The sequence below is a fragment of the Pseudomonas sp. xss_2 genome (genome assembly GCF_043104195.1).
GTDB lineage: Bacteria > Pseudomonadota > Gammaproteobacteria > Pseudomonadales > Pseudomonadaceae > Aquipseudomonas > Aquipseudomonas urmiensis.
The window spans coordinates 203,242-229,548 of record NZ_JBICKL010000077.1; the positions used below are offsets into that span (position 1 = coordinate 203,242).

Here is a 26,307-nt window from a genome sequence, read left to right on the forward strand (position 1 = left end):
GACATTCGAAGTTCAAGGGTTAGTGTTTGCTGGCGCCAACCGCGCCAATACCAGTCATGGAGCGGATGAACTGGCCCAGGTAGCGCCCACGCTCCTGCGCGGCGCGTTCAGAGCCGTCGGTGACCGAGAACGCCCAGGCGCTGAAGAACGCCAGGCTCATGGAGAACAACGCCGGGTTGCTGTAGGGGAACAGCGCTTGCTGGTTGTGCAGGACGTTGACCCACACCGCCGGGCCGAGCACCACCAGCACGATCGCCGAAATCAGCCCGGCCATGCTGCCGCACACCGCACCCCGGGTGGTCAGGCCCTTCCAGAACATCGAGAGCAGCAGCACCGGGAAGTTGACCGATGCCGCTACCGCCAGCACCAGGCCGGAGAGGAAGGCAATGTTCTGCGACTCGAACATCAGGCCGAGAATGATCGCCAACACGCCGATAACCAATGTCGCCAGGCGCGACACGCGCATTTCGTCCAGCTCGCTGGCCTGGCCTTTGCGCATTACACAGGCGTAAAGGTCGTGGGAGACTGCCGAGGCGCCAGACAACGCCAGACCTGCAACCACCGCCAGGATGGTGGCGAACGCCACGGCCGAGATGAAGCCGAGGAACAAGTTGCCGCCTACTGCTTGGGCCAGGTGCACGGCGATCATGTTGCCACCGCCGATGATTGCGCCGCTGGCATCGCGATAAGACGGCTCGGTGCCGACCATGACGATGGCGCCGAAGCCGATGACGATCAGCAGCAGGTAGAAGTAGCCGATGAAGCCGGTGGCGTAGAACACGCTCTTGCGTGCTTCCTTGGCATCGCTGACGGTAAAGAAGCGCATCAGGATATGCGGCAGGCCAGCGGTGCCGAACATCATCCCCAGCCCCAGGGAAATCGCATCGATCGGGTTGGACAGCAAGCCGCCCGGGGCCATGATCGCCTGGCCTTTGGCATGCACCGACACCGCGCTGGCAAACATCGCCTCGGTGCTGAAGCCAAAGTGCTTGAGCACCATGAACGCCATGAACGTCGTGCCCGAAAGCAGCATCACCGCCTTGATGATCTGCACCCAGGTGGTTGCCAGCATGCCGCCAAAGGTCACGTAGAGCACCATCAGCACGCCGACCAGCACCACCGCATACAGGTAGCTGATGCCAAACAGCAGTTCGATCAGCTTGCCGGCGCCGACCATTTGCGCGACCAGGTACATCAAGGCCACGGCCAGGGTGCCGAATGCCGAGGTCAGGCGCACCGGGGTTTGCGCCAGGCGGTAGGAAACCACGTCGGCGAAGGTGTACTTGCCCAGGTTGCGCAGGCGTTCGGCGATCAGGAACAGGATGATCGGCCAGCCGGCCAGCACGCCCAGGGCATACAGCAGGCCGTCGTAGCCGTTCATGAACATCATCGCCGAGATGCCCAGGAAGGACGCGGCGCTGATCATGTCGCCGGCGATCGCCAAGCCGTTCTGCATGCCGGTCAGGCCACCGCCGGCGGTGTAGAAATCGCTGGCCGAGCGGGTGCGCAAGGCGGCCCAGCGGGTCACCAGCAAGGTGAAGCAGACGAACACCATGAACATCGAGATGGCAGTCCAGTTCATTGGGCGAACTCCTGCTTGACCTTGTCGTTGAGCGGATCGATCACGCTGTTGGCGCGGTGCATGTAGATGCCGGTAAGGGCGAAGGACAACAGCACCATCAGCACCCCGACCAGCATGCCGACACTGGTCACGCCGCCGCTCAGCGACTGACCGAGGAGGCCGGGGGCGAACGCCACCAGCAGGACGAAGCCGTAGTAGGCAGCCAGCATGATCAGGGTCAGCGAGCCGTTGAGGCGGCGTTTACGCTGGATCAGTTGCTGGAAATCGGGGTGATTGCTGATGCGCTCGATGTGCTCGGGGGTCATGGGAAGCGATCTCTTGGTGTTGTAATTGTTTTTACTGAGGTCACGCGGTTAGTGCGGTGTTGCTGAGGGCCTCATCGCGGGGCAAGCCCGCTCCCACGCAATGGATTCGATTGCGACGAGGTACGTGGGCGCGGGCTGGCCCCGCGATGAGGTCTACTGGATCTCACAGCTGGTCGAAATCGAGCACCACCTTGTCGCTGATCGGATAGGTCTGGCACGACAGCACATAGCCCGCCGCCACCTCGTAATCTTCCAGCGCATGGTTGCTGTCCATCTCCACCTCGCCCTCGATCACCCGGCACTTGCAGGTCGAGCAGACGCCGGCCTTGCACGAGTAGGGCAGCTCGGCGCCAATCGCGTTGCCGGCATCGAGGATGTTCTGGGTATTGCGCGGCAGGTCGAACGCCAGCGCGCGGCCATCGCTGATCACGGTGACCTGGCTGATCGCCGAATCGACCTGGCGCGCCGCCTCACGCGCTTCACGCCGCGCCTGGCTGCCGGCCGCGGCGAACAGCTCGAAGTGGATGCGCTCCTTGGCCATGCCATTGGCCTGCAGGCTGTCGCGCACGGTTTCGGTCATCGCTTGCGGACCGCAGATGAATGCCGCATCCAGGCTCGCCACATCCATCCAGCGGGTAAACAGCTGGCCGCACTTGTCGGCGTCGATACGGCCGTTGTACAGGTCAACGTCTTGCTGCTCGCGGCTGAACACGAAGATCAGGTTGAGGCGATCCAGGTATTGGTTCTTCAGGTCTTCAAGCGTGTTGCGAAACAATGCAGCGGAGCTTGAGCGGTTGCCATACAGCAAGGTGAAGCGGCTGTGCGGCTCGCTGGCCAAGGTGCTGGCGATGATCGACAGGATCGGGGTAATGCCACTACCAGCGGCCACGCCCAGGTAATTGCCCTGGCGGCTCGGCTCCAGCGGCACGAAGAAGCTGCCGGCGGGGGGCATCACCTCCAATTGCTGGCCCGGTTTGAGCGCTTCGTTGGCAAACGAGGAAAAGCGCCCACCGGGTACCCGCTTGACTGCCACGCGCAACTCGCCATCGTGCACCGCGCTGCAGATCGAATACGAACGGCGCACTTCTTCGTCATCCAGCTGGGTGCGCATCACCAGGTACTGGCCCTGGGTGAAGCGAAATGCCGCCTGCAGGTGCGCAGGCACGTCGAAGGCGATCGAAACCGCGTCGCGGGTCTCGTTGCGCACGTCTTTGATGGTCAGGCTATGAAACTGGCTCATGGTGTTCTCCACGGCTCAAATGCATTTGAAATAGTCGAAGGGCTCCAGGCACTCGCGACAGCGGTACAGCGCTTTGCAGGCGGTGGAGCCAAATTGGCTGAGCAGCTCGGTATGGCTACTGCCACATTGCGGGCAGCACACCTGCGGCGCCTGGCCGAGTAGACTGCGCTTGCTCTGGCTGCCCTCGGGCGGGGCGATGCCGTACCGCCGTAGCCGCTCGCGGCCCTGGTCGCTGATCCAGTCGCTGCTCCAGGCCGGGGTCAATCGCCGCTCCAGGTCCGGCTCGGCGAATCCGGCCTGCTCCAGCGCCTGGCGGATATCGCCCTCTATCACTTCGGTTGCCGGGCAGCCGGAGTACGTCGGGGTCACCACCAGGTGCAGGTGGCCGGCGCGCCAGTCGAGGTCACGCACGATGCCCAGATCGACCACGCTGACCACCGGCACCTCCGGGTCCATCACCTGTTCCAGCACCGCCCAGGCCCGCGCCAGGTCACCGCCGCGTGCCGCGCGGGCGCCACGGTCGCTGGCGATCAGCTCACCAGGTTGCATCGGGATAGGCCCGTGGCAAGAACTGCATCTCGGCCAGCAGCAGGCCCAGGTGCTCGCTGTGCAGGCCTGTGCGACCACTCAGATAGAAGTGGTTGGCCGCTTTGGGCAGTGGCAGCTCGACCGAGGCGAAGATCGCGCTGACCTGCTTGAGCCAAGCCGCGCCGACCTGCGCAGGATCTGCGCCAATGCCCGCTTCGGCCAGGCGCAGCTCGGCATCGCTGCCGGCCGCCAGTTCCACGGTGAAGCGCCACAGCAGCGCGATCGCGGCGAGCATGCGCTGGCGGCTTTCTTCGGTGCCGCCGCCCAAGCGCTGCACCCACTCGCCAGAGCGGCGCAGGTGATAGGTGACTTCCTTCAGGGCCTTGGCGGCAATGCCGGCGATGCGCGGGTCGTGCGATTGGCTCAGCCCTTGGAGCACGGCGAAATGCCAGGCGTCATAGAAGAACTGCTTGAGCATGGTCACGGCGAAATCGCCATTGGGTTGTTCGACCAGCAACAGGTTGCGATAGGCCCGCTCATCGCGGCGAAACGCCAGGGCGTCGGCGTCGCGGCCGTCGTCGCTCAGTTCGGCGGCGTATTCGAGCCAGTTGCGTGCCTGGCCGACCAAATCGAGGCCGACGTTCATCAGGGCCAGCTCTTCTTCCAGAGCCGGCGCATGGCCGCACCACTGGCACAGGCGCTGGCCCTGGATCAGGGCGCTGTCACCGAGCAGCAGCAGGTATTGGATGAGTGCTTGATTGTGCATGGCGGGCCTCACATGTGTCCGACTTCATCAGGCAGCTGGTAGAAGCTGGCATGGCGGTAAACCTTGTCGTCGGCAGGGGCGAACAGCGGGTCTTTGTCATCTGGCGAGGAGGCGGTGATCAGTGCCGAGGGCACGACCCACAGGCTCACCCCTTCGCTGCGACGTGTGTACAGCTCACGGGCGTTCTCGATGGCCATGGCGGCGTCGGCGGCATGCACGCTGCCCACATGTTTATGGTTCAGGCCGTGCTTGCTGCGCACGAATACTTCGTAGAGGGTCCAGACAGACATGTTCGATCTCCGCATCAATCGCCGCTTCAGGCGGCGTTCTTGTTCTGTTGCTTGCGTGCGTAGGCCACGGCGGCCTCGCGTACCCAGGCGCCGTCTTCGATGGCCTGGCGGCGGGTGGCGACGCGCTCCTGGTTGCAGGGGCCGTTGCCTTTGATCACTTCGTAGAATTCATCCCACTGGATCTCGCCGAAGTCGTAGTGGCCGCGCGCCTCGTTCCACTTGAGGTCTGGGTCGGGCGCGGTGCAGCCAAGCAGTTCGAGCTGGGGGATGGTCTGGTCGATGAAACGCTGGCGCAGCTCGTCGTTGGTCTGGCGCTTGATCTTCCAGGCCATTGATTGGGCGCTGTTGGGCGAGTGCTCGTCGCTGGGGCCGAACATCATCAGCGCCGGCCACCAGAGGCGGTTGATCGCATCCTGGACCATGTCTTTTTGCGCCTGGGTGCCGTGGCGCATCATGGTCAGCAGCAACTCGTAGCCCTGGCGCTGGTGGAAGCTTTCTTCCTTGCAGATGCGGATCATCGCCCGCGAGTAGGGGCCATAGGAGGTGCGCTGCAGCACCACCTGGTTGACGATCGCCGCGCCATCGACCAGCCAGCCGACCGCGCCCATGTCGGCCCAGCTCAAGGTCGGGTAGTTGAAGATGCTCGAATACTTGGCCTTGCCGCTGTGCAGCTTGGCGATTTCTTCGTCGCGGTCGGCGCCGAGGGTTTCCATGGCGCTGTACAGGTACAGGCCGTGGCCGGCTTCGTCCTGGATCTTGGCCATCAGTTGCAGCTTGCGCTTGAGGCTGGGGGCACGGGTGACCCAGTTGCCTTCAGGCAGCATGCCGACGATTTCCGAATGGGCGTGTTGCGAGATCTGCCGGATCAAGGTCTGGCGGTAGGCGTCGGGCATCCAGTTCTTGGCTTCGATCTTGATCTCGGCGTCGATTTTTTCCTGGAAGGCACGCTCCTCGGGGGACATCTCCTCGAGCGACTTGATGTGCTTTACACCGGTTTCCACTAGCTGTGCGTACATGTTCTGACTCCTGCCTCAGGGCTGGGTGGGGCATGAGTCATTTATAAGCGATACAAAACACAACATCAAACATATTTTGATGTATCGAATGCTAATTGTGTATCACTTTGAAATCTTGGGATCGCCGATGGGCCGCAAAATGCCCCAAAAAAAGCCAGGCGAAAAAAAGCCCCGGCCAATGGTCGTAATGCAGTTCACTTAAGATTTTGGGGGCGCAAAGCGGCCCCAAAGCAGGCGAAACGTACCTTAAGTGAACAGCATGACGGCCATTGGCCGGGGCTGGGTGACGAGCGAAGACTCAGCTAGCCAGGCGTTTATCGTAAACGTGGCAAGCCTTACCTTCCGAACGCTTCAAGGTGCCGCAAGGCTTGAGCAATACCTGGGTGCTGATGCCAATGTAAGTCTTGATCTGCCGGCCCAATTCGCCAACCACCTGCTGGCGCTGCGCCTCATCCAGCGCCTGGCATTCGCCGCGCAACTCGACATGCACCTCAACGCTGTCGAGATTGCCATTGCGATACAGGTGAATCTCATAAAGCTCAGAAAGCTGTTTTATTTTCAGCACCTGCTCTTCAATCTGCGTGGGGAACACGTTAACCCCCCGAATGATCAGCATGTCGTCACTGCGCCCGGTGATCTTGCCAATCCGCCGCATCGGCCGCGCCGTGCCGGGCAGCAGGCGGGTGAGGTCGCGGGTGCGGTAGCGGATCATCGGCAGCGCCTCCTTGCTCAGCGAGGTGAACACCAACTCACCCAACTGGCCATCCGGCAGCACTTGACCGGTTATCGGGTCAATGATTTCGGGGTAGAAGTGGTCCTCCCAGATGGTCGGGCCATCCTTGGTTTCGATGCACTCCATGGCAACCCCTGGGCCCATGATTTCCGACAGGCCATAGATATCCAGGGCATTGATCCCCAGGCGCTGCTCGATGGAGCGACGCAGTTCGTCGGTCCAAGGCTCGGCACCGAAGATCCCCAGGCGCAGCTTGAGCTGATGCGGGTCGATACCCTGGCGCTCGATCTCGTCAGCCAGGTTGAGCATGTAGGAGGGTGTGACCATGATGATGTCAGGCTTAAAATCGCGGATCAGCTGCACTTGTTTTTCAGTCTGGCCACCGGACATGGGGATGACCGTGCAGCCCAGGCGCTCGGCGCCGTAGTGCGCGCCCAGGCCGCCGGTGAACAGCCCATAGCCATAGGAGACATGCACCTTGTCGCCCTTGCGCCCACCCGCGGCGCGGATCGAGCGGGCGACGACATTGGCCCAGGTGTCGATATCGGCCTGGGTATAGCCGACCACCGTCGGCTTGCCGGTAGTGCCGCTGGAGGCGTGCAGGCGCACCACTTCCTGCTGGGGCACGGCGAACATGCCGTACGGGTAGTTGTCGCGCAGGTCGTTCTTGCCGGTGAAGGGGAACTTGGCCAGGTCTTCCAGTGATTTCAAGTCATCAGGGTGCGCGCCAGACTCAGCAAAACGCTGACGGTACAGCGGCACATTGGCGTAGGCGTGGTTCAGGCTCCAGCGCAGGCGCTCCAGCTGATGCTGGCGCAGTTGATCGACACTGGCGGTTTCCATCGGGTCCAGCAAGGCGCGTTCGGCATCGTGGTACATGTTCATGGCTTCACTCGAATTGTTCTTGTACGTAGGCGCAGAGGCCTTGAGTGTCATGCGGGCAGCATACTGCCCGTAGCAGGTTCAGTCTCAGTCCGTTGGTCTGAGGCGCTCGATGATCAGGGCAATGCCCTGGCCGACGCCGATGCACATGGTGCACAGGGCGTAGCGCCCGTCGGTTTCTTCCAGCTCGTGCAGCGCCGTGGTGACCAGCCGCGCCCCGCTCATGCCCAGCGGGTGGCCGAGGGCAATGGCACCGCCATTGCGGTTGACCCGCGGGTCGTCGTCCGCCAGGCCCAGCTCACGCAGCACTGCCAGGCCTTGGGCGGCGAAGGCTTCGTTGAGCTCGATGACGTCCATGTCGGCCAAGGCCAGGCCGGTCAGTTCCAGCACCTTGTGGGTCGCCGGCACCGGGCCAATGCCCATGATTCGCGGCTCGACACCCGCCGCCGCCATGCCGACGATCCGGCCGCGCGCTTGCAAACCATGGCGGCGGGCGGCTGCGCTGCTGGCCAGCAACAGCGCACAGGCACCGTCGTTGACGCCCGACGCATTGCCAGCGGTAACGCAGCCACCACCGCGGAACGGCGTGCCGAGCTTGGCCAGTTGCTCCAGGGTGGTGTCGGCGCGCGGATGCTCGTCGTGCTCGACCAGCTTCGCCGGGCCTTTGCGCTGGGCAATTTCGACCGGCACGATCTCCTGCGCCAAACGGCCGCGGGCCTGGGCAGCAGCGGCTTTGTGCTGGCTGCGCAAGGCAAAGGCGTCCTGATCGGCGCGGGAAATAGCGAACTGGGCGGCAACGTTCTCGGCGGTCTCAGGCATCGAGTCGATGCCGTATTGGGCCTGCATCAGCTTATTGACGAAACGCCAGCCGATGGTGGTATCGAACAGCTCGGCGCCACGGCCGAACGCCTGCTCGGATTTGCCCATGACAAACGGCGCGCGCGACATCGATTCGACCCCGCCTGCCAGCATCAGCCCAGCCTCGCCACAGCGCAGGGCGCGGGCTGCGCTGCCGATGGCGTCCAGCCCTGAGCCACACAGGCGATTGAGGGTGGTGCCCGGTACCGCCTGCGGCAATCCGGCGAGCAGGGTGGCCATGCGGGCCACGTTGCGGTTGTCTTCCCCGGCCTGGTTGGCGCAGCCAAGGATCACGTCATCGATAGCGCTCCAGTCCAACTGCGGGTGACGCGCCATCAGCGCCTTGATCGGCACAGCTGCAAGATCATCGGCGCGTACCGTGCTGAGGGCACCGCCATAGCGGCCGATGGGCGTACGCACGGCGTCGATGATCAGCGCATCGTTGCGGGTCTGGTCAGTCATCTTTGCTCTCCTGCGCCAGCACCGTGCCGCGCACTTTGTAGGATTTACCGCGGAACAGGGCAATCAGCTCACCCCGCTGGTTTTCCAGCCTGACGTCATACAGGCCGGTGCGGCCTTTGCGGCTGAGTTCGCTGGCAGTGGCAGTGAGTACATCGTGCTCAACCGCCGGGGCCAGGTAATCGATGCTGCAGCCCTGGGCCACCGTGGCTTCGTCGTAACTGTTGCAGGCGAAGGCGAACGCCGAGTCGGCCAAGGCAAACAGGTAACCGCCATGGCAGGTGCCGTGCCCTTGGATCATGTCTGCCCGGACCTGCATGCTCAGGCGCGCACGGCCTGGGCCGCTGTCGAGCAGGCGAGCGCCCATGGCCTGGGTCGCTCGGTCGCGGGAGAACATCGCGTCGCTACAGGCGCGGGCCAGTTCATCGGGGGTGCGTTGGCTTTCAGTCATGCAGATGGCCTCCTTGGGCATGCACGCGACGCAGCAGCAGGGAAGGGCGATAGCGGGTTTCGCCATAGCTGTTTTGCAGGTTCTGCAGCACGCGCAGGGTGTAGCCCAGGCCAATGTGCTCAGCCCAGGCCAGCGGGCCGCAGGGGTAGTTGACCCCAGCGCGCATGGCCAGATCGATATCAGCGGCTGATCCGACGCCTTGCAGCACGGCGTCCGCCGCCTCGTTGGCAAGGGTTGCCACGGTTCGCAGCACCACCAGGCCTGGCAGGTCGGCAACCTCGCTCACGCTGAAACCTGCTTGGCGCAGCAGGGCAATCGCCTGGTCCTGCGCTTGGGCGGTGGTGTCCGCCGCCTTGCTGATGGCGATGCGCGCTGCGCTGGTGTAGTCCAGGGCAAGATCGACCAGCAGCAGGTTGCTCAGGCCATCTTCGCGTGCGCGCTGGCTGGCCAGGCGACCGTCGGACAGCGCCAAGGTCGCATCGCCCACGCGCAGCAGGCCATTGCCTGGTCGTTCAGTGACACTGATGCCACTGGCTTTGAGCCGCTGCAGCAATGGCTGCATCACCCCCAGGCAACCTTCCACTACACAACGATCGATTCGCGTCGTACTCTGAAGCTCAGCTGCTGGCGGGCGCTCGGCGCCTTCGCGGTAGTCGTAGAAACCCTGGCCGCTCTTACGCCCCAGGCGGCCGGCATCGACCAGCTCTTTTTGCACCAGCGAAGGTTGGAAGCGGAAGTCGCCATAGAACGCATCGAACACCGAGCAGGTCACGGCATAGTTGACGTCGTGGCCAATCAGGTCGGTCAGCTCGAACGCGCCCATGCGAAAACCGCCTGCATCGCGCAGCAGCGCATCGAGGGTGGCGCAGTCCGCTGCGCCTTCCTGGAGCAGACGCAGGCTTTCGGCGTAGAACGGCCGCGCGACCCGGTTGACGATAAAACCAGGGGTGGAACGGGTATGTACCGGCTGCTTGCCCCAGGCCTTGGCCAGTTGATACAGCCGGGCAGCCAGTTGCGGATCAGTGGCAAGGCCGCTGACGATCTCGACCAACGCCATGACCGGCGCGGGGTTGAAGAAGTGCATGCCAATCACCCTTTGCGGCCGGCGCAGCACCGCCGCAAGACTGGTGATCGACAGCGATGAGGTGTTGCTGGCGAGGATGCAATCGTCGGCGCACAGCGCTTCGAGTTGGCGCAGCAAGTCCTGCTTGACCTGCAAGCTCTCGACGATTGCCTCGATCACCAGCTGTACATCGGCCAATGCTTCTATCGATTCGACCGGCTGCAGGCGAGCGCTGATCGCCTCGCGCTCGGCGGCGTCGAGCTTGCCTTTTTCGACCAGCCGCCCGAGCTGCCGATCGATACCTTGCAGCGCCTGGGCCGCCGCGCCGGGGCGGTTGTCGTAGAGCTGCACCGGGTGACCGGCCTGGGCCGCCACCTGAGCGATGCCGGCGCCCATGGCACCGGCGCCGATCACTGCAACCCGGGTATTAGTGTTGAACACACTCATGTCAGCACCCCTTGAATGCTGGCTGGCGTTTGTCCATGAACGCAGCGACGCCTTCGCGGTAGTCCTCGCTGCGCCCGGCCAGGCGTTGCAGGTCCCGCTCCAGCTCCAACTGCTGGTCGAAGCGATTGTCGAAGCTGGCATTCAGGGCGCGCTTGATCAGGGCCAGGCCGTAGGTCGGCTGGGTTGCCAGGTGGCGTGCCAAGCTCAGGGCCTCGTCGCGCAGTGCAGCATCATCGACTACCCGATTGATCAGCCCCCAGTGTTCGGCTTGCTCCGCGCTCAACCGCTCACCGAGCAGGGCCAACGCCTTGGCCCGGGCCATGCCGATCAGCCGCGGCAATTGCCAGGTGCCCCCAGAATCGGGCACCAGGCCGATCTTGCAGAAGGCTTGGATGAAGCTTGCCGAGCGCGCTGCCAGGACCAGATCGCAGGCCAGCGGGATATTCGCCCCGGCCCCCGCCGCCACGCCGTTGACTGCGCAGATCACCGGCATCGGTAGCTCGCGCAGGGTGCGGATCATCGGGTTGTAGAACTGCTCGATCGACTCGCCCAGGTCGGGCATTTGCGCGCCTGGTGCGACATTGCGATCCGACAGATCTTGGCCGGCGCAGAAACCGCGGCCTTCACCCGTCAACAACAGCACTCGCACTTGCGGGTCCTGGCGCACCTGTTTGAGGGCCTCGCGCACTTCCTTGTGCATCTGGGTATTGAAGCTGTTCAGCTGGTCGGGCCGATTCAGCGAGAGGAGGGCGACACCGTCCTCGATGGAAAACAGGATGTGCTCGAAAGTCATTGCAGACTCGCTCCGTCAGTCGATGGGAATGGGCCGATTACTGGCCCAGGAATTGGGCCGGGCGTTTTTCCTGGAAGGCGCGAATGCCTTCGGCGCGGTCGGCGGTGCCGGCCAGCAGGGTGAACGCGTGGCGCTCCAGGCGCAGGCCGGTGGCAAGGTCGGTGTCTGCGGCCTTGAGCAGCGCTTCCTTGGCCAAACGCACCGCCAGCGGCGCCTTGCGGGCAATCGCCCCGCCAATCTGCATGGCGCGCTCAACAGTCAGCTCGGGTTGGCTGATTTCACTGACCAGACCGGCCTGCTGGGCGTGGCGGGCACTGATCGACTCGCCGGTCAACACCATCTGCATCGCCAGTGGCTTGCCGACTGCGCGCAATAGACGCTGGGTGCCGCCGGCGCCGGGGATGATGCCCAGGTTGATTTCCGGCTGGCCGAAACGTGCATCTTCGCCAGCGATGACGATGTCGGCGCACATCACCAGCTCACAACCGCCACCCAGGGCGAAGCCGTTGACGGCGGCGATCAGCGGCTTGGAGAAGGCGGCGATCCGCTGCCAATGGGCGACCCGCGGGTCATTGAGGATGCCGACCAGGTCGCGCTCGGCCATCTCGCGGATGTCGGCACCGGCGGCGAACGCTTTCCGGTTGCCGGTTATTACCACCACCGCGATCGCCGGGTCGCGGTCGGCGCTGTCCAGCTCGGTGGCGAGTTCCGCGAGCAGTTCGGTATTCAGCGCATTGAGCGCTTCGGGCCGCTGCAGGGTGATCAGACGGACGCCGTCCTCAGGCGCCTGCACAACGAGGTAGCGAGGCATGTTGGGTTCCTCAGGCTGCACGCACGGCCTTGAGGCCGGCATTTATTGGAATTGTCTGCAGGAGCAGGGGGCGCAGCACGACGCCTGCTCAGGTGCGCCAAGTATATGCCTTATGCGATACATAACTGCAACATCATAATTTGTTTTCTGTGTCCTGTAGTTGGTAAGTGATTTTGACTAGGCTCAGTCTTTATCAGCCTAACGCCCGCAAAATAAGGGTTTTGCTGATCGACCCACCCAGCACTTGAAAGCGATACAGGAAATTCGAGATTGACGATCAGTTTTATTGTGATACATGATCGGTACACATTTCGAATCATGTGGAGAGGTGTGACATGCCTTGCTATCGACTGGACGGCCTGACACCGGTAATCCATCCCACTGCCTACGTACACCCAAGCGCTGTGCTGATTGGCGACGTGATCATTGGTCCACACTGCTACGTAGGGCCATTGGCCTCACTGCGCGGCGACTTTGGCCGCATCGTGCTGGAGGAGGGCGCCAATCTGCAGGACACCTGCGTGATGCATGGCTTTCCTGGCGGCGATACGGTCATAGAGCGCAACGGGCATGTCGGCCACGGCGCGGTGCTGCACGGTTGCCGGGTAGGTGAGGACGCCCTGGTGGGCATGAACGCCGTGGTGATGGACAGCGCCTTCATCGCGCCACGCTGCATCGTCGCCGCCACGGCGTTCGTCAAGGCAGGTTTCCAATGCCCTGAGCAAAGCCTGGTGGTCGGCTCACCGGCCCAGGCCAAACGCACGCTCAGCGACCAGGAAATCGCCTGGAAGCAACGGGGTACCGCCGAATATCAGCTGCTGGCCAAGCGCTGCATGGCCGCGCTGGTCGAGTGCCCGCCGCTGACCGAAGTCGAAGCGCTGCGACCGCGCATGGGTGACTCGGGCTTGCGGCCAAAAGCGGAGCAGGGTGCATGAACCAAGCGTTGCCACGTAATGGCCAGGCAGGGCGGCGTGCAGGTATAGTCGGGGTTCCATCCGCTTCCAGTTCTCCCATGAGCAGCCTTGCCCCCCTTAATACGCTGATCACCCGTTTCCAGGAACAGACGCCAATCCGCGCCAGTTCGCTGATCATCACCCTGTATGGCGACGCCATCGAGCCGCATGGCGGCACGGTGTGGCTGGGCAGCCTGATCAATCTGCTCGAGCCAATCGGCATCAATGAACGGTTGATCCGCACCTCGATCTTCCGCTTGAGCAAAGAAGGGTGGTTGACCGCCGAAAAGGTCGGCCGACGCAGCTACTACAGCCTCACCGGCACTGGCCGGCGGCGTTTCGAAAAGGCCTTCAAGCGGGTCTACAGCCCAAGCCTGCCGGCCTGGGATGGCGCCTGGACACTGGTCTTGCTGTCGCAGCTGGAAGCCAGCAAGCGCAAGGCCGTTCGCGAAGAGCTGGAGTGGCAAGGTTATGGTGCGATCGCGCCGAACGTGCTGGGCTGCCCACGCGCCGACCGCAGTGATCTTGCCGCAACCTTGCGTGAGCTGGACGCCACCGACGACAGCATCGTCTTTGAAACCCACACCCAGGAAGTGCTGGCCTCTAAAGCCATGCGCGCCCAGGTTCGCGAAAGCTGGCGGATCGAGGAGCTGGGCGAGCATTACAGCGAGTTCATCCGCCTGTTCCGGCCGCTGTGGCAAGCCCTCAAGGAACAGCAAGCGCTTGACGCCCAGGACTGCTTCCTGGCGCGCACACTGCTGATCCATGAATATCGCCGGCTACTGCTGCGTGACCCACAACTGCCAGATGAGTTGCTGCCGGGCGATTGGGAGGGTAGGGCTGCCCGCCAGCTGTGCCGCAACCTGTATCGACTGGTGTGCGCCAAGGCCGAGGAGTGGCTGAACAGCGCCCTGGAGACCGCCGACGGGCCGTTGCCGGATGTCAACGAGAGCTTCTACAAGCGTTTCGGCGGCTTGGCCTGAAGCTCAGCGTACGTAGGTCGGCATCCCCCAAGCGCCGTATCTGAAGCCTCGGCAGCGGTTGTAACCGTTGCGGTACCACAGCTCGAACTGCGCACCGTTCCAAACCCAGAACGACAGCGTGGAGCAGTCATCCAGGGCGCGCTTCTTTTGCCAGGAACTGATCTGGGCCATGCGCCGTTCGAATTGTGTGGCTTCAGTGGTGACCAATTGCGCAGCGTAGGGCGGCTGATCCTGGACCACCCAGTAACCGTTGGCCGTGTTGAAGCTGTTGGCCCGGCATTGCGTGGCGACCAGCACACGCTGCTCATCGAGCCGCTCCACGGTCAGTGGCAGCGCACGGCTGGAGTCTTGTAGATCGGGGCACTGGCGAGGGCCGGTCAAGGTCTGGCGCAGGGCTTGGCGCAAGACCGGGAGTTGCGCTAAGGCCTGGTCTTCAGGGCGATTGTCAACCAAGGGCGGGCGCTCGATAGGCGGCGCTGCGCGCCTTGGCCCTGGTACCAGCTGCTCATCCTCAGCGCCGCGGCTGACCAGCGCGCCTGGCGTGCCGAGCCGTTCCTGAACTTCATCCATTTTCAGCAGCACTGCCGCAGCGCCGGCATCCGAGAGGGTGCGCACAGCCCCACGGGAGTCGACCACCTTGATCTGCGTGCTGCCAGGCAGCGCAGCGAGCAGGGCCAAGACCTGGTCGTGCTCGATATGAAAATCCGAAGCATCATCGCGCAGGGTACCCACGACCACCTCGTCGATCACCAGTTGTACCGGCGGGACAGGGGGCTCGCCACCGAGGTTGGCGAACATCAACGTGCCAGTGACAGCGGTGTTGGGGCCAGCCTCGCGTTGCAGGCCCAGGCTGATGCCATCGATGCCATCGCCCGGGGAGTAACCCATCGCGATGCACTGGCCAGACTTGTTGCAGGCGAGGTCCCAGTCCTTGTGGGAGAAGACCAGACCGTCATCGGGCACTGCGGCGCAGGCTAGCGTACTGAGCGCCCAAAAAGGCCAGCACAGCGATTGAAGCTTCATGGACGTCCTTGTAGAGAGCGTTTCAGTAGGGATGGGGTGCTTTTGAATATTATATAACTCAACTAAATGAATATTTAGTTGAGTTATCACTGAAAATTATAATATAGGGCAGGGCAGTACCTTATGGGAGAACGCCCACGGATTCAACTCTGGCCTGGGGAAATGCCTCGCGCAGGCTGGATTTAAGCCAATTGATGAACCACAGCGCATCCTCGTTTGGTGCCTGGGACGGCGTGAGAACCTGATAACTTTCCAGCGGCGCTGCCTGATCCAGGCAGCGTATCAGCGTACCTTGCTCAAGCTCGCGCTGAACCAGTACCTCGGTTGCCAGCGCGATGCCATGGCCCCGTTCTGCGAGGTTGAGCACAATGTCATTGCTCATGTGCGAAGCATCGGACTTGACCCGCACACGCAGGCCATTGGCGGCGAACCAGCTGTTCCACCATGTGCCGTCATCGACGTGAATCAGCTTGTTTGGGGGCAAATCGGCAATCGTCAGCGGCCCTGGCAACTGCGCAAGAAAGCTGGGCGAGCAGACGGCAAACACTGCCGGGCGAATCAAGACCTCACGCACGCCCGATAGCTCGCCAGGCAAGCCATAGGCAATACCCAGGTCAGCTTGCCTGGCATCCACTGCAGTAAACGAGGCATTGGGCTCGATGGCGATCTTCAGGTCAGGTCGCAGCTTGCGCAGACTGTCGATCCGCGGGGTCAACCAGCGTGAAGCGAAGGCCGGTACGCACAGGATGCGCAGCCAACGCTGGTTGTCTTGCCCGGCCAGGCGGGCACTGGCGTCGGCAAGGATCTGCAGTGCCTGCGATACCGCTTGGTAATAGTGCGCACCTAGCAACGTCAGGGTGACGCCGCGCGGGCTGCGCTCAAGCAGACGCACACCCAGCCAGTCTTCCAGATTCTTCACATGGCGACCGATCGCAGGCTGAGTCACATGCAAAGCCTGTGACGCCGCCACGTAACTGCCAAGCCGCGCCGCAGCCTCGAAAGCACGGATGGCATTGAGTGGGGGAAGCCGGTCGATGGCCATGCGCGCCTCGGGGTATTAGTTTTTGTATTAGTGGCAGTCAATTTATTGTTCTTTTCCGCGCCGTTCAAGTTGCTGAGACTCACGGTGGGCGCGGGCTAGCCCCGTGAAGTGTCCCACGCACAGCAAAACTTGAGGAAAACCCCATGCGGGCAACACCAATAACAATCAAGCCGTCCACTGTATTTTCCATCCTTGCGCTAGCCCTGGCAGCCAGCACCGCCCAGGCTGCCGATAGCAAGGGCCCGTGCGGCGTACCCAATCTGCACACATGCCCGCAGCCGTTCGACAAAGTGCTGCCGGAAGCCAAGAACATGCTGACCTGGGATCAAGACACCCGAGTAGTGGGGTTCCGTAATACCTACCGCCTGTACGAAGGGGATGTATTTTCTACCCAGGGCGCCACGCCAAGTCCGTTACCAGCAGCGGATCATCTGCTCAGCAACGTCCAATACAGCCTGGAGGGCAAGCACCAGGGGCTTGCCGACTACCTGGAAAACCAGAGCGTAACCGGGCTGTTGGTGCTCAAAGACGGCAAAATTGCCTACGAATACTACGGCAAAGGCAACACTGCCCAGACCCTGTGGACTTCACGCTCAGTTGCCAAGTCGGTAGTCAGCGTGCTGGTGGGGGTAGCTATAAAAGACGGCAAGATCAAGTCGGTAGACGACAAGATCACCGCGTATATCCCCGAACTCAAAGGCACCGAGTGGCAGGACGTAACCCTGCATCAGCTGATGCAACATACCTCAGGCGTGGTCTGGGATGAGAATTACGCATCGCCAGACTCTGATTTCTCCCACATGACCCAATGCGAGGCCAAGCCAGACCCTTACGATTGCGTGCTCAACCTGGTCAAATCGGTCAAGCGCAAGCCCGGGGTGAAGCCTGGCGAAGTCTGGTCATACAACACCGGCGGCGCCTTGCTGGTCGGCCGCGTGCTGGAGAACGCCACTGGCCAGACCATCGCCAAGTACCTGGAAAGCCAGATCTGGAGCCGCTATGGCATGCAGCAAGATGGCGTCTGGCACGCACTGGTACCGGGTAAAGTCGACATGGGCGGACACGGCTTCAATGCCACGCTGCGTGACTGGGGACGCTTCGGCCAGTTCGTGCTCAGCGGCGGCCAATTGCCGAACGGCGAAAAGTTGCTACCCAACGATTGGCTTGCACGCTCGACGCACTGGACTACAGCCAAAGGCTCGGTAACCAAAGCCGCACCTAATGGTCAATACGGCTACCAATGGTGGTACAACGCGCCGGCGCCGGATGCAGATGCCGAACCGAAGAAGACCGCCACCAGCGAGCAAACATTCTGGGCGCTGGGCATCTACGGGCAGACGATCGCGATCAATCCAGCTGAGCATCTGGTGATGGTGCAATGGTCGACCTGGAAGAATGCCGAGACACCAAGCTCGTTGTATGACGAACAGGCGTTGTTCGTGAACGCAGTGAGTGAGGCGCTGAATCAAAAGCAGTAAATCGCTGTGGTGTAGCTCTGGATCTGGTGGGAACCAGGGCCGCACCTTCATATTAAACTACGCATAATGTATATTATGTTAAATCTAGTAATATCCTCACGCAGCCCACTCGCTGCAGCGCCGTTGCCTGTCTCGACACGTGACCGATTAACTGGACCGGCCACTTCGCGGGCGCTCCCGCGCCCACAGGCGCTCCCGCGCCCACAGGCGCTCAACATCCTCACGATCTAGCAGTCGTTTTTCCTGAGCAATGCCCTGATATTCAGCATTAGCGCCTCAAGTGAAAAAGGCTTGGTCAGCACCGCAGTGCAAGGTTCAAGCTGGACGCTGTCGAGCACATTTGGCTGCGCATAGCCCGTCATGAACAAAATTGGCAATCCAGGCCTGGCTCTACGCCCCTCATCTGCCATTTGTCTACCGTCGATACCACCCGGCAGGCCTATGTCCGTCACGAGCAAGTCGATTTGAGTGTCTGAACAAAGTAACTGAAGGCCAGCGAGGCTGTCGGCGGCTTCGACAACCCGGTACCCACAGTTATCTAGCATTTCGCTCACAAACATGCGCACTGATGGCTCGTCATCGACGACCAACACTGTCTCACCTGATGCAGATAATGTCGTCTCATCCAGTGGCTCCATACGCTCCGGCGCCGTGATTCGGGCCGTTTGGCTAGGCAACTGAAGATAAACACGGGTGCCGTGATCCTCAACTGACTCGATCCTGACCTGGCCTCCTGATTGTTTGGCAAAGCCATAGATCATCGATAAGCCAAGACCAGTACCGGCCCCGACTGGTTTGGTGGTGAAGAACGGCTCGAATGCGCGGGAAAGCGTCTGGGCGCTCATGCCAATTCCGTCGTCAGCGACACAAATCGTCAAATAATTTCCGGGAGGCAGTTCAGGATCCAATTCTGGCCCTAGTACCAACTCTTGGTTGAACGTGGTAATGGCAATGCAGCCGCTGCTGGCTAATGCGTCGCGGGCGTTGATACACAGGTTCAACAGCGAGTTCTCTACTTGTGCCGGGTCGACCAGGCAAATACTCGATTTCGCGCTCAGTTCCACCTTCAATTTGATCGAGGGCCCTACTGTGCGGCTGATCAGCTCTTGCATATCGCTGATCAGGCTGTTCACGTCGATATGAAGAGGCATCAGCGTTTGGCGACGAGAGAATGCCAGGAGCCGATGCGTCAGCGATGCCGCTCTCTGGGCGGCGCCTTGGGCCACCCCAAGATAACGTTCAACATCGGCAATGCGCCGCTGCTTCAAACGGCGCTTGACCAGATCCAGGCTACCTGTGATCCCCGCCAATAGATTGTTGAAATCGTGAGCGATCCCTCCTGTCAGCTGGCCAACCGCTTCCATCTTTTGAGATTGTCGAAGCGCCGCTTGAATCGCTTCCCGCTCGGCCACAGCCTCCTCGATCCGTGCTTCCAAGGTGCGATTGAGTTCTACAAGCTGCGACTCGGCATTCTTGCGCGCAGTCACGTCAATGGACGAGCCGATCAGCCCAATGACCTCCCCCGCATCGTCGCAAAGTGGCGCTTTCATTGATAACCAGTAGGTCGCTGTACCGTCCGGCATATCGACCCGTTCTTCGATCTGCACCGCTTTGCCACCCTGCATCACGCGCTGATCGGTTTCCATGACCTGACGTGCCTGGGCTTTGTCCTCAAGAAACTCCAGATCGGTTTTGCCCAGGTAAAACTCTGGCGGTTTGCCGATCAGTTGCGTGGCGCCATGGTTCGCTACAAGTAGCCTGCCCTCCAGATCCTTGGCGTAGACAACACCGGGCACGGCGGCAGTGAATGTGCGCAGCAATGCCGACATCCTGTCACGCTCAGCCTCAGCTGAGCGACGGGATTCAATATCCATGAGAACCCCGGGAAACCTGATCGCCCTGCCCTGTTCATCGAGCTCCGCCCGGCCATTGGCTTCGATCCAACGGTAGTTACCGTCGTGCTGTCGAACGCGGTATTCACACCGGTAGGCACCGCCGCGACGCATGGCTTCCTGGATGTCGGTCGTGACGCGATCACGGTCGTTTGGATGAATAGACGAAAACGCCTCCTCGATAGGAATGCCGGCCATGCACTTGTGCGCAGGCAGTCCAAAGGATCTGGAAAAGCGCTCGTCAGCGGTCACACGGTTAGCCGGGATATCCCACACCCAGGTACCGACAATCGCGCCAGCATCGAGTGCCAACTGCAAACGCTCTGATGCATCCGTTGCAAAGGCATGGCCTTGATTGTGTGATGCCGGAACATCCATGTCATGCATAGGGCCAGGGGGTTGGCGCTCCATAACGTCCTCTTGTCGAAGCCTTGGGCCATTAGCCCATGGATAACATTGTCAACCTCGATGCCACCGTCGCCATTCTATCTACGCTGATGCACAGCAAAAGCATACTGCCTTCAAAGAATCAGCGACGACTACCCTCGACGCGACTATGGCGTATTGTCTACCATCTGCAGCTTTAACGCTTCAGCGTGTTTCGCTAAGGATTTAGATGTCTGTTCATCAAGTGCCACCTGCCCTGCCCGCCAGAAGCACTGCTGCCAAGATGGAAGCGGCAATGGCTCTGGGGAGCTTTGCAATCGGCACCGGCGAGTTTGCCATCATGGGCCTGATGCCCGAAATTGCCCGGAACTTGCAGCTGAGTGAGCCTCAAGTTGGTCATGCGATCAGTGCCTATGCTCTGGGCGTAATGGTTGGGGCACCTGTGCTCGCGATACTGGGCGCCAAACTTCTGCGCAAACACATGCTGCTCCTGCTAATGGCGCTCTACGCTATCGGCAACCTTGCCACAGCCTTTGCGCCATCCTTCGGTGGGCTGGTCACGTTCCGTTTCATCAGTGGCCTGCCTCATGGCGCGTACTTCGGTATCGCCGCGGTGGTGGCCTCAAGCATAGTGCCGACCAACCAACGCGCTGGCGCCGTCGCCAGGGTAATGATGGGGCTGACCCTCGCCATGCTCCTAGGCAATCCAGTCGCCACGTTCCTTGGTCAATCCTTCGGCTGGCGCTCGGCATTCGTGCTGGTTGGGGCCATCGCCGTTTGCACCGTTGCCCTGATCTGGCGCTTGGTACCTCAGCCTCAGGATGAAGTCCGGAGTGATCCGCGCAAGGAGCTTCAGGCGTTTCGTCTTCCGCAAGTCTGGATGGCACTTGCGATAGCGTCCATTGGCTTTGCGGGCATGTTCACCGTTTTCAGCTACTTGGCGCCAACGATGCTCGAGGTGACCAAAGTTTCTCCCGAGTGGATTCCATTCGGCCTGGCAGCATTCGGGATCGGCGGCATCATCGGCAACATCGCAGGTGGCAAGCTATTCGACCGATTCCAGTTTCGCGCGGTGGGATACGTCTTGGTGTGGTCGATCGCCGTGCTGCTGTTCTTTACCGTCGCAGCTAACTCGCTTTGGTCGATCCTTTTCGGGATTGGGCTGGTCGGTACGATGATCGCATTGGCCGCGCCGTTGCAGATTCGCCTGATGGACATTGCACACGAGGCTCCAAGCCTGGCTGCTGCGTCCAACCACGCTGCCTTCAACCTGGCCAATGCACTCGGCCCCTGGCTTGGCGGTATGGCGATCACGGCCGGTTCAGGGTGGACAAGTACTGGCTACATCGGTGCTGTTACCGCGTTGATAGGCCTTGGGATATTTCTGATGGCACGGCGCATGAAAGGTGGCTGAGCAAGCTAACGGTGAACTGCAGCGCTTGGCAAAGACCTGGTTTGCCAGCGCTCTGCCGGCAGGCATCACATCAAGCAATAAAACTCGCTAACCTCTGCAACCACCTCGCCCTTGGCATCGTACAACCGCGCTTCCGGCGTCAGTGCCATCGAGCGCGCCTCAAGAACATAGCGTTGGCCCGCCTGGAAATGCGGGTAGTTGACGGTCAGGTAGCATTGGCGAACCGTGGTGCCACCCATCAGGCTGATGCCTGCGCCACCGTTGACTTCGTAATCGAACCTGACCACCAGTTCATGACGACCCGGGGTCACTTGAAAAAACCGCCCATCGCGCAGGCGCTGTTTATCCAAGCGTTCGGCCATCAGCACTCTGTCGTTGGGAAATGGCGTCGAGAAATCGACCCAGGCCATCTGCGGATTGGCGACGGGCATCGGCGTCTGACAGCCAGCAACCAGCGTTAATGCTAGCCCTAGCAGCAACCTGTTCATGATAGATACCTCGATGGTTCGAGGTTTAAGAATAGCGCCGACAAGCCTGGCAGGCAGCCGTCAATACGATGGCAATGGCAATTGCCTGATCGAACTACCCGATCAAGTTCCCCTAGCTGGATCGACTGTCGCCGCCGCTTTGCAAGCACCGCCCTCAAGAAAAATTCGCAGGATGTTGTGCGCAGAATTCGCTTGAGCTACGCGCCGGCCTTGTCCAAGGTGGCCAGCCTGATAGCCATTGCCTAAAGAAAGGCTACAGGGCGTGGACGCAGGCGCACGACGATGCTTGCGTTGGGGGGCGACAGTCTTTGCGGGCGACACCGATTGGTGCGCTGCGCAAATGTCGCCGACTCCTCCCGAATAATAAGAGAGGACAAGGAAATGCATTCCAACAGTCTGAAGCAAAGCCTCAAACAACGGCATATCACCATGATCGCGCTGGGCGGGGTGATCGGCGCGGGGCTGTTCATGGGCTCGGGCAAACTGATTGCCTCGGCCGGGCCTGCCGCGATTCTGTCGTACTTCATCGGCGGCATAGTGGTCACCTTGGTGATGTTCATGCTGGGCGAGATGGCCTGTCGCAACCCAGATGCCGGCTCGTTCTCCACCTACGCCAACACCTACCTCGGTGAATGGGCAGGCTTTGCTGTCGGCTGGTTGTACTGGTTCAAGTCGATGTTGACCATCACCTTGGAAGCAGTGCTACTAGGCGCAATCCTGAATGATTTCCTGCCTGGGCTACCGATCTGGGCAGGCGCTTTCATCATGCTCGTGACACTGATGGCGAGTAACGCCTACTCGGTCAGATCCTTCGCCGAAGTGGAGTACTGGCTGGCGGCAATGAAGGTGGCCACGATTGTCATCTTCATGGCGCTGGGCATCTCGATCCTGCTTGGCCTGCACAGCGACATCCCCTCCCCTGGCTGGGTCAACCTGACTGCTCACGACGGCTTCATGCCCAATGGCCTGTCGCCAGTCATGGCAGGTGTGGTGGTGGTGATCTTCTCGCTGGGCGGCAGTGAAATCGCCGCCGTGGCGGCCGGTGAATCGGAAAATCCACGCAAGAACGTCATTCGCGCGATCAAGAGCGTGATCCTGCGGGTGATGCTTTTCTATGTGGGCTCCGTGTCGATCCTGATCCTGTGCCTGCCTTGGACCGACACCGCCAACCTGGCCTCACCGTATGTCTCGTTGTTCACCCTGGCTGGCTTCAGCGGTGCCGCGGTGGCGATGAAGATCGTGTTGTTCATCTCGTTCATGTCGGTGATGAACTCGTTCATGTTCTCCAACTCGCGCATGCTGTTCTCGCTGAGCCAGCGTGGCCATGCGCCGAAGTTGTTCTCGCGCACTACCTCCAAAGGGGTGCCGCTGAACGCGTTGTTGCTCAGCTTGAGTATCTGCTTGTTGATTCTGACCGTGCACTTCGTCAGCGGTGGTGACCTGTTCATGACCCTGGCCAAAAGCAGCGGCACGTTCGTGATGATCGTGTGGATCTTCATCATCATTGCCCACTTGGCCATGCGCTGGAAAACCCGGCATGAGCCGGTGGACCCGAGCGCGTTCCGCGCGTGGTTCTTCCCGTACGCCAACATCGTTGCGCTGTTCGCCCTGTTGGCGGTGATCGTTACTCAGGCATTCGATCCGGCGTCGCGGTTCCAGTTCTGGTTCACCACGGTGACGTCGTTGATTGTGGTGGCGGCGTATTTCGTGATGCGTGGCCGGTTGGCGGGGAAATCGGTCGGCTATGCCGGGAGCTAATTGCTACGGCGTTGGGGGTGGCGGGTCTGGCCTCATCGTGGGGCAAGCCCGCTCCTACACACCCTGAGGCTGCGCCGGCGACGCTCGATCTGCCAAATCAGAGGGAAGGAGTGCCAGCTCCGCTCAAGCGGGCTGCACTCTGGCGGGCAGGACGTTATGGTGAGGCTCTGGAGACCATCGCATCTGCATCGGAGGCAGTCATGACCACCCTCTTTCGCATCACCGTATTGCTGCTGCTGGTCGGTATGCTGCTGGGCGATATCCTGCTGGCCAGTGTTGGGCTGGTCGGGGTGTGCAGTCTCGCGGTGTACACCAGCATCCAGCAGGACAAGCAGGCCGCTTGCCCTGCGGAGTCTGAGTTTCTTGCCTAGTTGCCACGCTTGAGCGCAGCTCAGAGGCGGAAACGCTTCATCATGCTGTTAAGGCCGATCGACAGGCTGGCCAATTCCTGGCTTGCCGCACTGATCTGATCCGCGCCCTCGGAGGTCTGCACCGCCAGGTCGCGGATGTTGAGCAGGTTGCGGTCCACCTCGCGGGCAACTTGAGCCTGCTCTTCAGTGGCGCTGGCCACCACCAGGTTGCGCTCGTGGATGGTGGTTGCGCCGTTGGTGATTTCATCCAGCGCTTGCCCGGCAAGCTCAGCCACCTGCAGGGTATGACCGACCTGCTGGCTGTTGCTGTGCATCGACTCGACGACCCGTGCCGTGCCCTCGCGTATGGCATTGACCATCTCCTCGATCTCCAACGTCGAGCTCTGGGTCCGTGCCGCCAGCGCCCTGACCTCATCGGCCACTACGGCAAAGCCCCGTCCGGCTTCACCCGCCCGCGCCGCCTCGATTGCCGCATTGAGCGCCAGCAGGTTGGTCTGCCCGGCAATCGCGCCAATCACATCGAGCACCTTGCCTACCTGCTGCGATAACAATGCCAGGGCCTCGATCTGCCGCGATGCCTCATGCACATCGTGGCTCATCTTGCTGATCGAATTGATTGCCTCGCCCACCCGTTCACGCCCGCGCCGTGCAGCGTCCTCCGACTGGCGGGAGATCTCAGAGGTGCTCACCGTGTTGCGCGCCACTTCTTCCACCGCAACGCTCATTTCGGTCACAGCGGTGGCGGCTTGCTGGATCTCGTCGCTCTGTCGATTGAGGTCGCCGGAGGTCTGCTGGGTAATCGCCGACATCTGTTCACTGGCTGCCGCCAGCTGATGCGAGGAATCGCCGATCAGCCGCAGGGCATCCTTGAGACTAGCCTGCATCGCCGCCAGGGCATGCATCAGCTGGGTCGCCTCGTCACGGCCAGTGGCCTGTACGGCATGTGAGAGATCACCATCGGCGATATTCTGCGCGACGCGGATGGCTTCTCGCAGTGGGCTGACGATACTGCGGGTCAGCAGCCAGGCCAGGGCAATGGTCAGCACCAGCACCAAGCCAATGACGCTGAAGGTCAGGTACAGCGCCCGCTGGTAATCGGCGCGGGCCTGAGCGGTGTGCTGCTCGGCGGCTTCGCTGCTGAACCTGACCAGGCTGTCGTACAGCTCACCGATGCGGTTGGAGATGTCCTGCATGGCGCCGCTGAGCATGGTCTGCATCGACGCCAACTGGTTGCCATCGGACAAGTCCTTGTACTGGTCGAGCAGCACCCGGTACTGGTCGATCAGTTGCTGCATTTCGGCAAATGCCGGTTTGCCCGCTGCCGGCAACACTGCGCCGTAACCTTGTACGCCTTTGTCGAGCAGCCCCTTGAGCACTTCCAGGCGCGCCACGGTTGGCGCCAGCTGGGCAGGATCGCGGGCGATGGCCATACGCAGGGTGATGACCCGCAGGCCAAGCATGTGGCTGCGCACCTCGCCCAGGTAGCGAGTGCCGACGTTGGTCACCTGCTCGGTGTACACCACCGCTTCGCGCATGCTGGAGATCTTGTCGATGGAAAACAGCCCGAGCACCACCACCAGGGCGGCGATCAGGCTGAAGCTCAAGTAAGAGCGAGTGGCGATGTTGAAGTGGCGTAGTGACATGGCGACGCATCCGAGTGGCAGCAAAATGTACTACCCATTACGTTCGGCATTGATCGCGGAAGGTTTAGCGCTAACAGGCGATGTGTGCTCGATAATCGAACGGCTTCTGCCTCCCGCTAGCGTGGCGCCGCGCAAGCGGCGCCGAATCTACCCTTAGGCAAAACCAATACCCACTATCGACCAAAGCAATTTCAACTAAATACACCCCCTCCTTAACCTTGCGTCATTGACTCGCCACTCACCAATCCCGCGCAAAATAAGGAGCCTCCTTCAATGACCATCACAGCCCGCCTGCTCTTCGCTACCTTGATCGCCATTGGCCTTAGTGTGCTAAGCGGCTGTGCCAATCATCCCGAACTGCGCCCCTACAGCGCCGAAGAAACTCGCCAGTTGCAGCTCGAAGCCCTCGCCCGTCAGGGCCTGACGTTGGAACAATATGAGCAGCGCAGGGCGTCGATCCTACGCGCCGACCGTGCTGAAGCAGTTGCCGAGACCGTACAGGCCCGCCCCCCAATCAGCGGTTGATCGACTGGCAGTAGCGCGAAAAGTTGTACAAGGATAGATATTTGTACAATTATTCCGCGCATGATGGCTTAATAGCGCCACTGCTGCCGCCCTCCTCCTCGGATGATTACCGCTGCGCAGCATCGT

24 protein-coding genes and 1 pseudogene are annotated in these 26,307 nt (G+C 61.4%); 7 read left to right on the forward strand and 18 right to left on the reverse strand.

Annotated elements, in window-relative coordinates; genetic code table 11:
• Positions 1–19: 19 nt before the first annotated feature.
• The 13 genes and pseudogenes from ACF8K2_RS19585 to paaF all read right to left on the reverse strand — a co-directional run.
• Positions 20–1,588 (reverse strand): annotated as a pseudogene (locus ACF8K2_RS19585) (cation acetate symporter); the annotation flags it as partial.
• Entirely contained in the window at positions 1,579–1,887 is a 309-nt protein-coding gene (locus tag ACF8K2_RS19590) for a DUF485 domain-containing protein (protein WP_186554477.1), read from the reverse strand. The gene ACF8K2_RS19590 and the pseudogene ACF8K2_RS19585, both read right to left, overlap by 10 nt.
• 163 nt (positions 1,888–2,050) lie before the next feature.
• Positions 2,051–3,127 carry a 1,2-phenylacetyl-CoA epoxidase subunit PaaE gene (gene paaE / locus ACF8K2_RS19595; RefSeq protein WP_392467096.1) on the reverse strand — a complete coding sequence of 359 codons (1,077 nt, stop codon included), beginning with the start codon at positions 3,125–3,127 and terminating at the stop codon, positions 2,051–2,053.
• A gap of 15 nt (positions 3,128–3,142) precedes the next feature.
• Positions 3,143–3,676: a 1,2-phenylacetyl-CoA epoxidase subunit PaaD gene (gene paaD, locus ACF8K2_RS19600; protein ID WP_392467098.1), complete on the reverse strand. Its 534-nt coding sequence runs from the start codon at positions 3,674–3,676 to the stop codon at positions 3,143–3,145.
• Positions 3,663–4,421 carry a 1,2-phenylacetyl-CoA epoxidase subunit PaaC gene (gene paaC / locus ACF8K2_RS19605; protein ID WP_392467101.1) on the reverse strand — a complete coding sequence of 253 codons (759 nt, stop codon included), beginning with the start codon at positions 4,419–4,421 and terminating at the stop codon, positions 3,663–3,665. Before paaC ends, paaD begins: the two co-directional genes overlap by 14 nt.
• A gap of 8 nt (positions 4,422–4,429) precedes the next feature.
• Positions 4,430–4,711 (reverse strand): 1,2-phenylacetyl-CoA epoxidase subunit PaaB, encoded by a 282-nt coding sequence (gene paaB / locus ACF8K2_RS19610; RefSeq protein WP_186554481.1) that lies wholly within the window; start codon positions 4,709–4,711, stop codon positions 4,430–4,432.
• 26 nt (positions 4,712–4,737) lie between these two features.
• Positions 4,738–5,727: a 1,2-phenylacetyl-CoA epoxidase subunit PaaA gene (gene paaA / locus ACF8K2_RS19615; protein WP_186554482.1), complete on the reverse strand. Its 990-nt coding sequence runs from the start codon at positions 5,725–5,727 to the stop codon at positions 4,738–4,740.
• 298 nt (positions 5,728–6,025) lie between these two features.
• Positions 6,026–7,345 carry a phenylacetate--CoA ligase PaaK gene (gene paaK, locus ACF8K2_RS19620; protein ID WP_392467104.1) on the reverse strand — a complete coding sequence of 440 codons (1,320 nt, stop codon included), beginning with the start codon at positions 7,343–7,345 and terminating at the stop codon, positions 6,026–6,028.
• 84 nt (positions 7,346–7,429) lie between these two features.
• Positions 7,430–8,662: a 3-oxoadipyl-CoA thiolase gene (pcaF, locus tag ACF8K2_RS19625; RefSeq protein WP_392467106.1), complete on the reverse strand. Its 1,233-nt coding sequence runs from the start codon at positions 8,660–8,662 to the stop codon at positions 7,430–7,432.
• Positions 8,655–9,110 carry a hydroxyphenylacetyl-CoA thioesterase PaaI gene (gene paaI / locus ACF8K2_RS19630; RefSeq protein WP_186554485.1) on the reverse strand — a complete coding sequence of 152 codons (456 nt, stop codon included), beginning with the start codon at positions 9,108–9,110 and terminating at the stop codon, positions 8,655–8,657. The genes pcaF and paaI overlap by 8 nt, the downstream gene beginning before the upstream one ends.
• On the reverse strand, positions 9,103–10,620 hold the full coding sequence (gene paaH / locus ACF8K2_RS19635; RefSeq protein WP_392467107.1) for a 3-hydroxyacyl-CoA dehydrogenase PaaH: 1,518 nt from the start codon (positions 10,618–10,620) through the stop codon (positions 9,103–9,105). Before paaH ends, paaI begins: the two co-directional genes overlap by 8 nt.
• 1 nt (position 10,621) lies before the next feature.
• Complete coding sequence (gene paaG, locus ACF8K2_RS19640) at positions 10,622–11,413, reverse strand: 2-(1,2-epoxy-1,2-dihydrophenyl)acetyl-CoA isomerase PaaG (RefSeq protein WP_392467109.1); 792 nt, start codon at positions 11,411–11,413, stop codon at positions 10,622–10,624.
• A gap of 37 nt (positions 11,414–11,450) precedes the next feature.
• Entirely contained in the window at positions 11,451–12,224 is a 774-nt protein-coding gene (gene paaF / locus ACF8K2_RS19645) for a 2,3-dehydroadipyl-CoA hydratase PaaF (RefSeq protein ID WP_392467111.1), read from the reverse strand.
• Positions 12,225–12,559: 335 nt separating this feature from the next.
• On the opposite strand from paaF, the gene paaY reads away from it, so the two are divergent.
• Positions 12,560–13,159, forward strand: a complete 600-nt coding sequence (gene paaY / locus ACF8K2_RS19650; RefSeq protein ID WP_392467113.1) for a phenylacetic acid degradation protein PaaY — start codon at positions 12,560–12,562, stop codon at positions 13,157–13,159.
• A 77-nt stretch (positions 13,160–13,236) separates the two neighbouring features.
• Positions 13,237–14,160 carry a phenylacetic acid degradation operon negative regulatory protein PaaX gene (gene paaX / locus ACF8K2_RS19655; protein ID WP_186554490.1) on the forward strand — a complete coding sequence of 308 codons (924 nt, stop codon included), beginning with the start codon at positions 13,237–13,239 and terminating at the stop codon, positions 14,158–14,160.
• A gap of 3 nt (positions 14,161–14,163) precedes the next feature.
• On the opposite strand, the gene ACF8K2_RS19660 is transcribed toward paaX, so the two are convergent.
• Both ACF8K2_RS19660 and ACF8K2_RS19665 read right to left on the reverse strand, forming a co-directional pair.
• Positions 14,164–15,183 carry a DUF1176 domain-containing protein gene (locus ACF8K2_RS19660; RefSeq protein ID WP_392467116.1) on the reverse strand — a complete coding sequence of 340 codons (1,020 nt, stop codon included), beginning with the start codon at positions 15,181–15,183 and terminating at the stop codon, positions 14,164–14,166.
• 121 nt (positions 15,184–15,304) lie between these two features.
• A complete protein-coding gene (locus ACF8K2_RS19665; protein WP_392467118.1) occupies positions 15,305–16,225 on the reverse strand; it encodes a LysR substrate-binding domain-containing protein in 921 nt (306 codons plus the stop codon).
• Positions 16,226–16,368: 143 nt separating this feature from the next.
• Between ACF8K2_RS19665 and ACF8K2_RS19670 the strand changes: the two genes are divergently transcribed.
• Positions 16,369–17,703: a serine hydrolase domain-containing protein gene (locus tag ACF8K2_RS19670; protein WP_392467120.1), complete on the forward strand. Its 1,335-nt coding sequence runs from the start codon at positions 16,369–16,371 to the stop codon at positions 17,701–17,703.
• A 227-nt stretch (positions 17,704–17,930) separates the two neighbouring features.
• Here the strand turns inward: ACF8K2_RS19670 and ACF8K2_RS19675 are convergent, their stop codons facing one another.
• Positions 17,931–19,982, reverse strand: coding sequence for a PAS domain-containing protein (locus tag ACF8K2_RS19675; protein ID WP_392467252.1), 2,052 nt, complete (start codon positions 19,980–19,982; stop codon positions 17,931–17,933).
• 229 nt (positions 19,983–20,211) lie between these two features.
• On the opposite strand from ACF8K2_RS19675, the gene ACF8K2_RS19680 reads away from it, so the two are divergent.
• On the forward strand, positions 20,212–21,396 hold the full coding sequence (locus ACF8K2_RS19680) for an MFS transporter (protein WP_392467122.1): 1,185 nt from the start codon (positions 20,212–20,214) through the stop codon (positions 21,394–21,396).
• Between the two features lie 65 nt (positions 21,397–21,461).
• Here the strand turns inward: ACF8K2_RS19680 and ACF8K2_RS19685 are convergent, their stop codons facing one another.
• The gene (locus ACF8K2_RS19685) at positions 21,462–21,884 is read right to left on the reverse strand and encodes a hypothetical protein (RefSeq protein ID WP_392467124.1); all 423 of its coding nucleotides are present in this window, start codon (positions 21,882–21,884) and stop codon (positions 21,462–21,464) included.
• Between the two features lie 381 nt (positions 21,885–22,265).
• On the opposite strand from ACF8K2_RS19685, the gene ACF8K2_RS19690 reads away from it, so the two are divergent.
• The gene (locus tag ACF8K2_RS19690; RefSeq protein ID WP_392467126.1) at positions 22,266–23,642 is read left to right on the forward strand and encodes an amino acid permease; all 1,377 of its coding nucleotides are present in this window, start codon (positions 22,266–22,268) and stop codon (positions 23,640–23,642) included.
• Positions 23,643–23,842: 200 nt separating this feature from the next.
• On the forward strand, positions 23,843–24,013 hold the full coding sequence (locus tag ACF8K2_RS19695) for a hypothetical protein (protein ID WP_186554498.1): 171 nt from the start codon (positions 23,843–23,845) through the stop codon (positions 24,011–24,013).
• Positions 24,014–24,033: 20 nt separating this feature from the next.
• On the opposite strand, the gene ACF8K2_RS19700 is transcribed toward ACF8K2_RS19695, so the two are convergent.
• Positions 24,034–25,656, reverse strand: a complete 1,623-nt coding sequence (locus ACF8K2_RS19700) for a methyl-accepting chemotaxis protein (protein WP_392467128.1) — start codon at positions 25,654–25,656, stop codon at positions 24,034–24,036.
• A gap of 273 nt (positions 25,657–25,929) precedes the next feature.
• Here ACF8K2_RS19700 and ACF8K2_RS19705 point away from each other — a divergent pair, with 273 nt between their 5' ends.
• Positions 25,930–26,181 (forward strand): hypothetical protein, encoded by a 252-nt coding sequence (locus ACF8K2_RS19705; protein WP_392467130.1) that lies wholly within the window; start codon positions 25,930–25,932, stop codon positions 26,179–26,181.
• Positions 26,182–26,307 lie beyond the last annotated feature (126 nt).

Excerpts from the sequence above, each read along its gene's own strand:
- ACF8K2_RS19590 (WP_186554477.1), bottom strand. The coding sequence starts at position 1,887 with ATGACCCCCGAGCACATCGAGCGCATCAGCAATCACCCCGATTTCCAG.
- paaE (WP_392467096.1), bottom strand. The coding sequence starts at position 3,127 with ATGAGCCAGTTTCATAGCCTGACCATCAAAGACGTGCGCAACGAGACC.
- paaD (WP_392467098.1), bottom strand. The coding sequence starts at position 3,676 with ATGCAACCTGGTGAGCTGATCGCCAGCGACCGTGGCGCCCGCGCGGCA.
- paaC (WP_392467101.1), bottom strand. The coding sequence starts at position 4,421 with ATGCACAATCAAGCACTCATCCAATACCTGCTGCTGCTCGGTGACAGC.
- paaB (WP_186554481.1), bottom strand. The coding sequence starts at position 4,711 with ATGTCTGTCTGGACCCTCTACGAAGTATTCGTGCGCAGCAAGCACGGC.
- paaA (WP_186554482.1), bottom strand. The coding sequence starts at position 5,727 with ATGTACGCACAGCTAGTGGAAACCGGTGTAAAGCACATCAAGTCGCTC.
- paaK (WP_392467104.1), bottom strand. The coding sequence starts at position 7,345 with ATGAACATGTACCACGATGCCGAACGCGCCTTGCTGGACCCGATGGAA.
- pcaF (WP_392467106.1), bottom strand. The coding sequence starts at position 8,662 with ATGACTGACCAGACCCGCAACGATGCGCTGATCATCGACGCCGTGCGT.
- paaI (WP_186554485.1), bottom strand. The coding sequence starts at position 9,110 with ATGACTGAAAGCCAACGCACCCCCGATGAACTGGCCCGCGCCTGTAGC.
- paaH (WP_392467107.1), bottom strand. The coding sequence starts at position 10,620 with ATGAGTGTGTTCAACACTAATACCCGGGTTGCAGTGATCGGCGCCGGT.
- paaG (WP_392467109.1), bottom strand. The coding sequence starts at position 11,413 with ATGACTTTCGAGCACATCCTGTTTTCCATCGAGGACGGTGTCGCCCTC.
- paaF (WP_392467111.1), bottom strand. The coding sequence starts at position 12,224 with ATGCCTCGCTACCTCGTTGTGCAGGCGCCTGAGGACGGCGTCCGTCTG.
- paaY (WP_392467113.1), top strand. The coding sequence starts at position 12,560 with ATGCCTTGCTATCGACTGGACGGCCTGACACCGGTAATCCATCCCACT.
- paaX (WP_186554490.1), top strand. The coding sequence starts at position 13,237 with ATGAGCAGCCTTGCCCCCCTTAATACGCTGATCACCCGTTTCCAGGAA.
- ACF8K2_RS19660 (WP_392467116.1), bottom strand. The coding sequence starts at position 15,183 with ATGAAGCTTCAATCGCTGTGCTGGCCTTTTTGGGCGCTCAGTACGCTA.
- ACF8K2_RS19665 (WP_392467118.1), bottom strand. The coding sequence starts at position 16,225 with ATGGCCATCGACCGGCTTCCCCCACTCAATGCCATCCGTGCTTTCGAG.
- ACF8K2_RS19670 (WP_392467120.1), top strand. The coding sequence starts at position 16,369 with ATGCGGGCAACACCAATAACAATCAAGCCGTCCACTGTATTTTCCATC.
- ACF8K2_RS19675 (WP_392467252.1), bottom strand. The coding sequence starts at position 19,982 with ATGCATGACATGGATGTTCCGGCATCACACAATCAAGGCCATGCCTTT.
- ACF8K2_RS19680 (WP_392467122.1), top strand. The coding sequence starts at position 20,212 with ATGTCTGTTCATCAAGTGCCACCTGCCCTGCCCGCCAGAAGCACTGCT.
- ACF8K2_RS19685 (WP_392467124.1), bottom strand. The coding sequence starts at position 21,884 with ATGAACAGGTTGCTGCTAGGGCTAGCATTAACGCTGGTTGCTGGCTGT.
- ACF8K2_RS19690 (WP_392467126.1), top strand. The coding sequence starts at position 22,266 with ATGCATTCCAACAGTCTGAAGCAAAGCCTCAAACAACGGCATATCACC.
- ACF8K2_RS19695 (WP_186554498.1), top strand. The coding sequence starts at position 23,843 with ATGACCACCCTCTTTCGCATCACCGTATTGCTGCTGCTGGTCGGTATG.
- ACF8K2_RS19700 (WP_392467128.1), bottom strand. The coding sequence starts at position 25,656 with ATGTCACTACGCCACTTCAACATCGCCACTCGCTCTTACTTGAGCTTC.
- ACF8K2_RS19705 (WP_392467130.1), top strand. The coding sequence starts at position 25,930 with ATGACCATCACAGCCCGCCTGCTCTTCGCTACCTTGATCGCCATTGGC.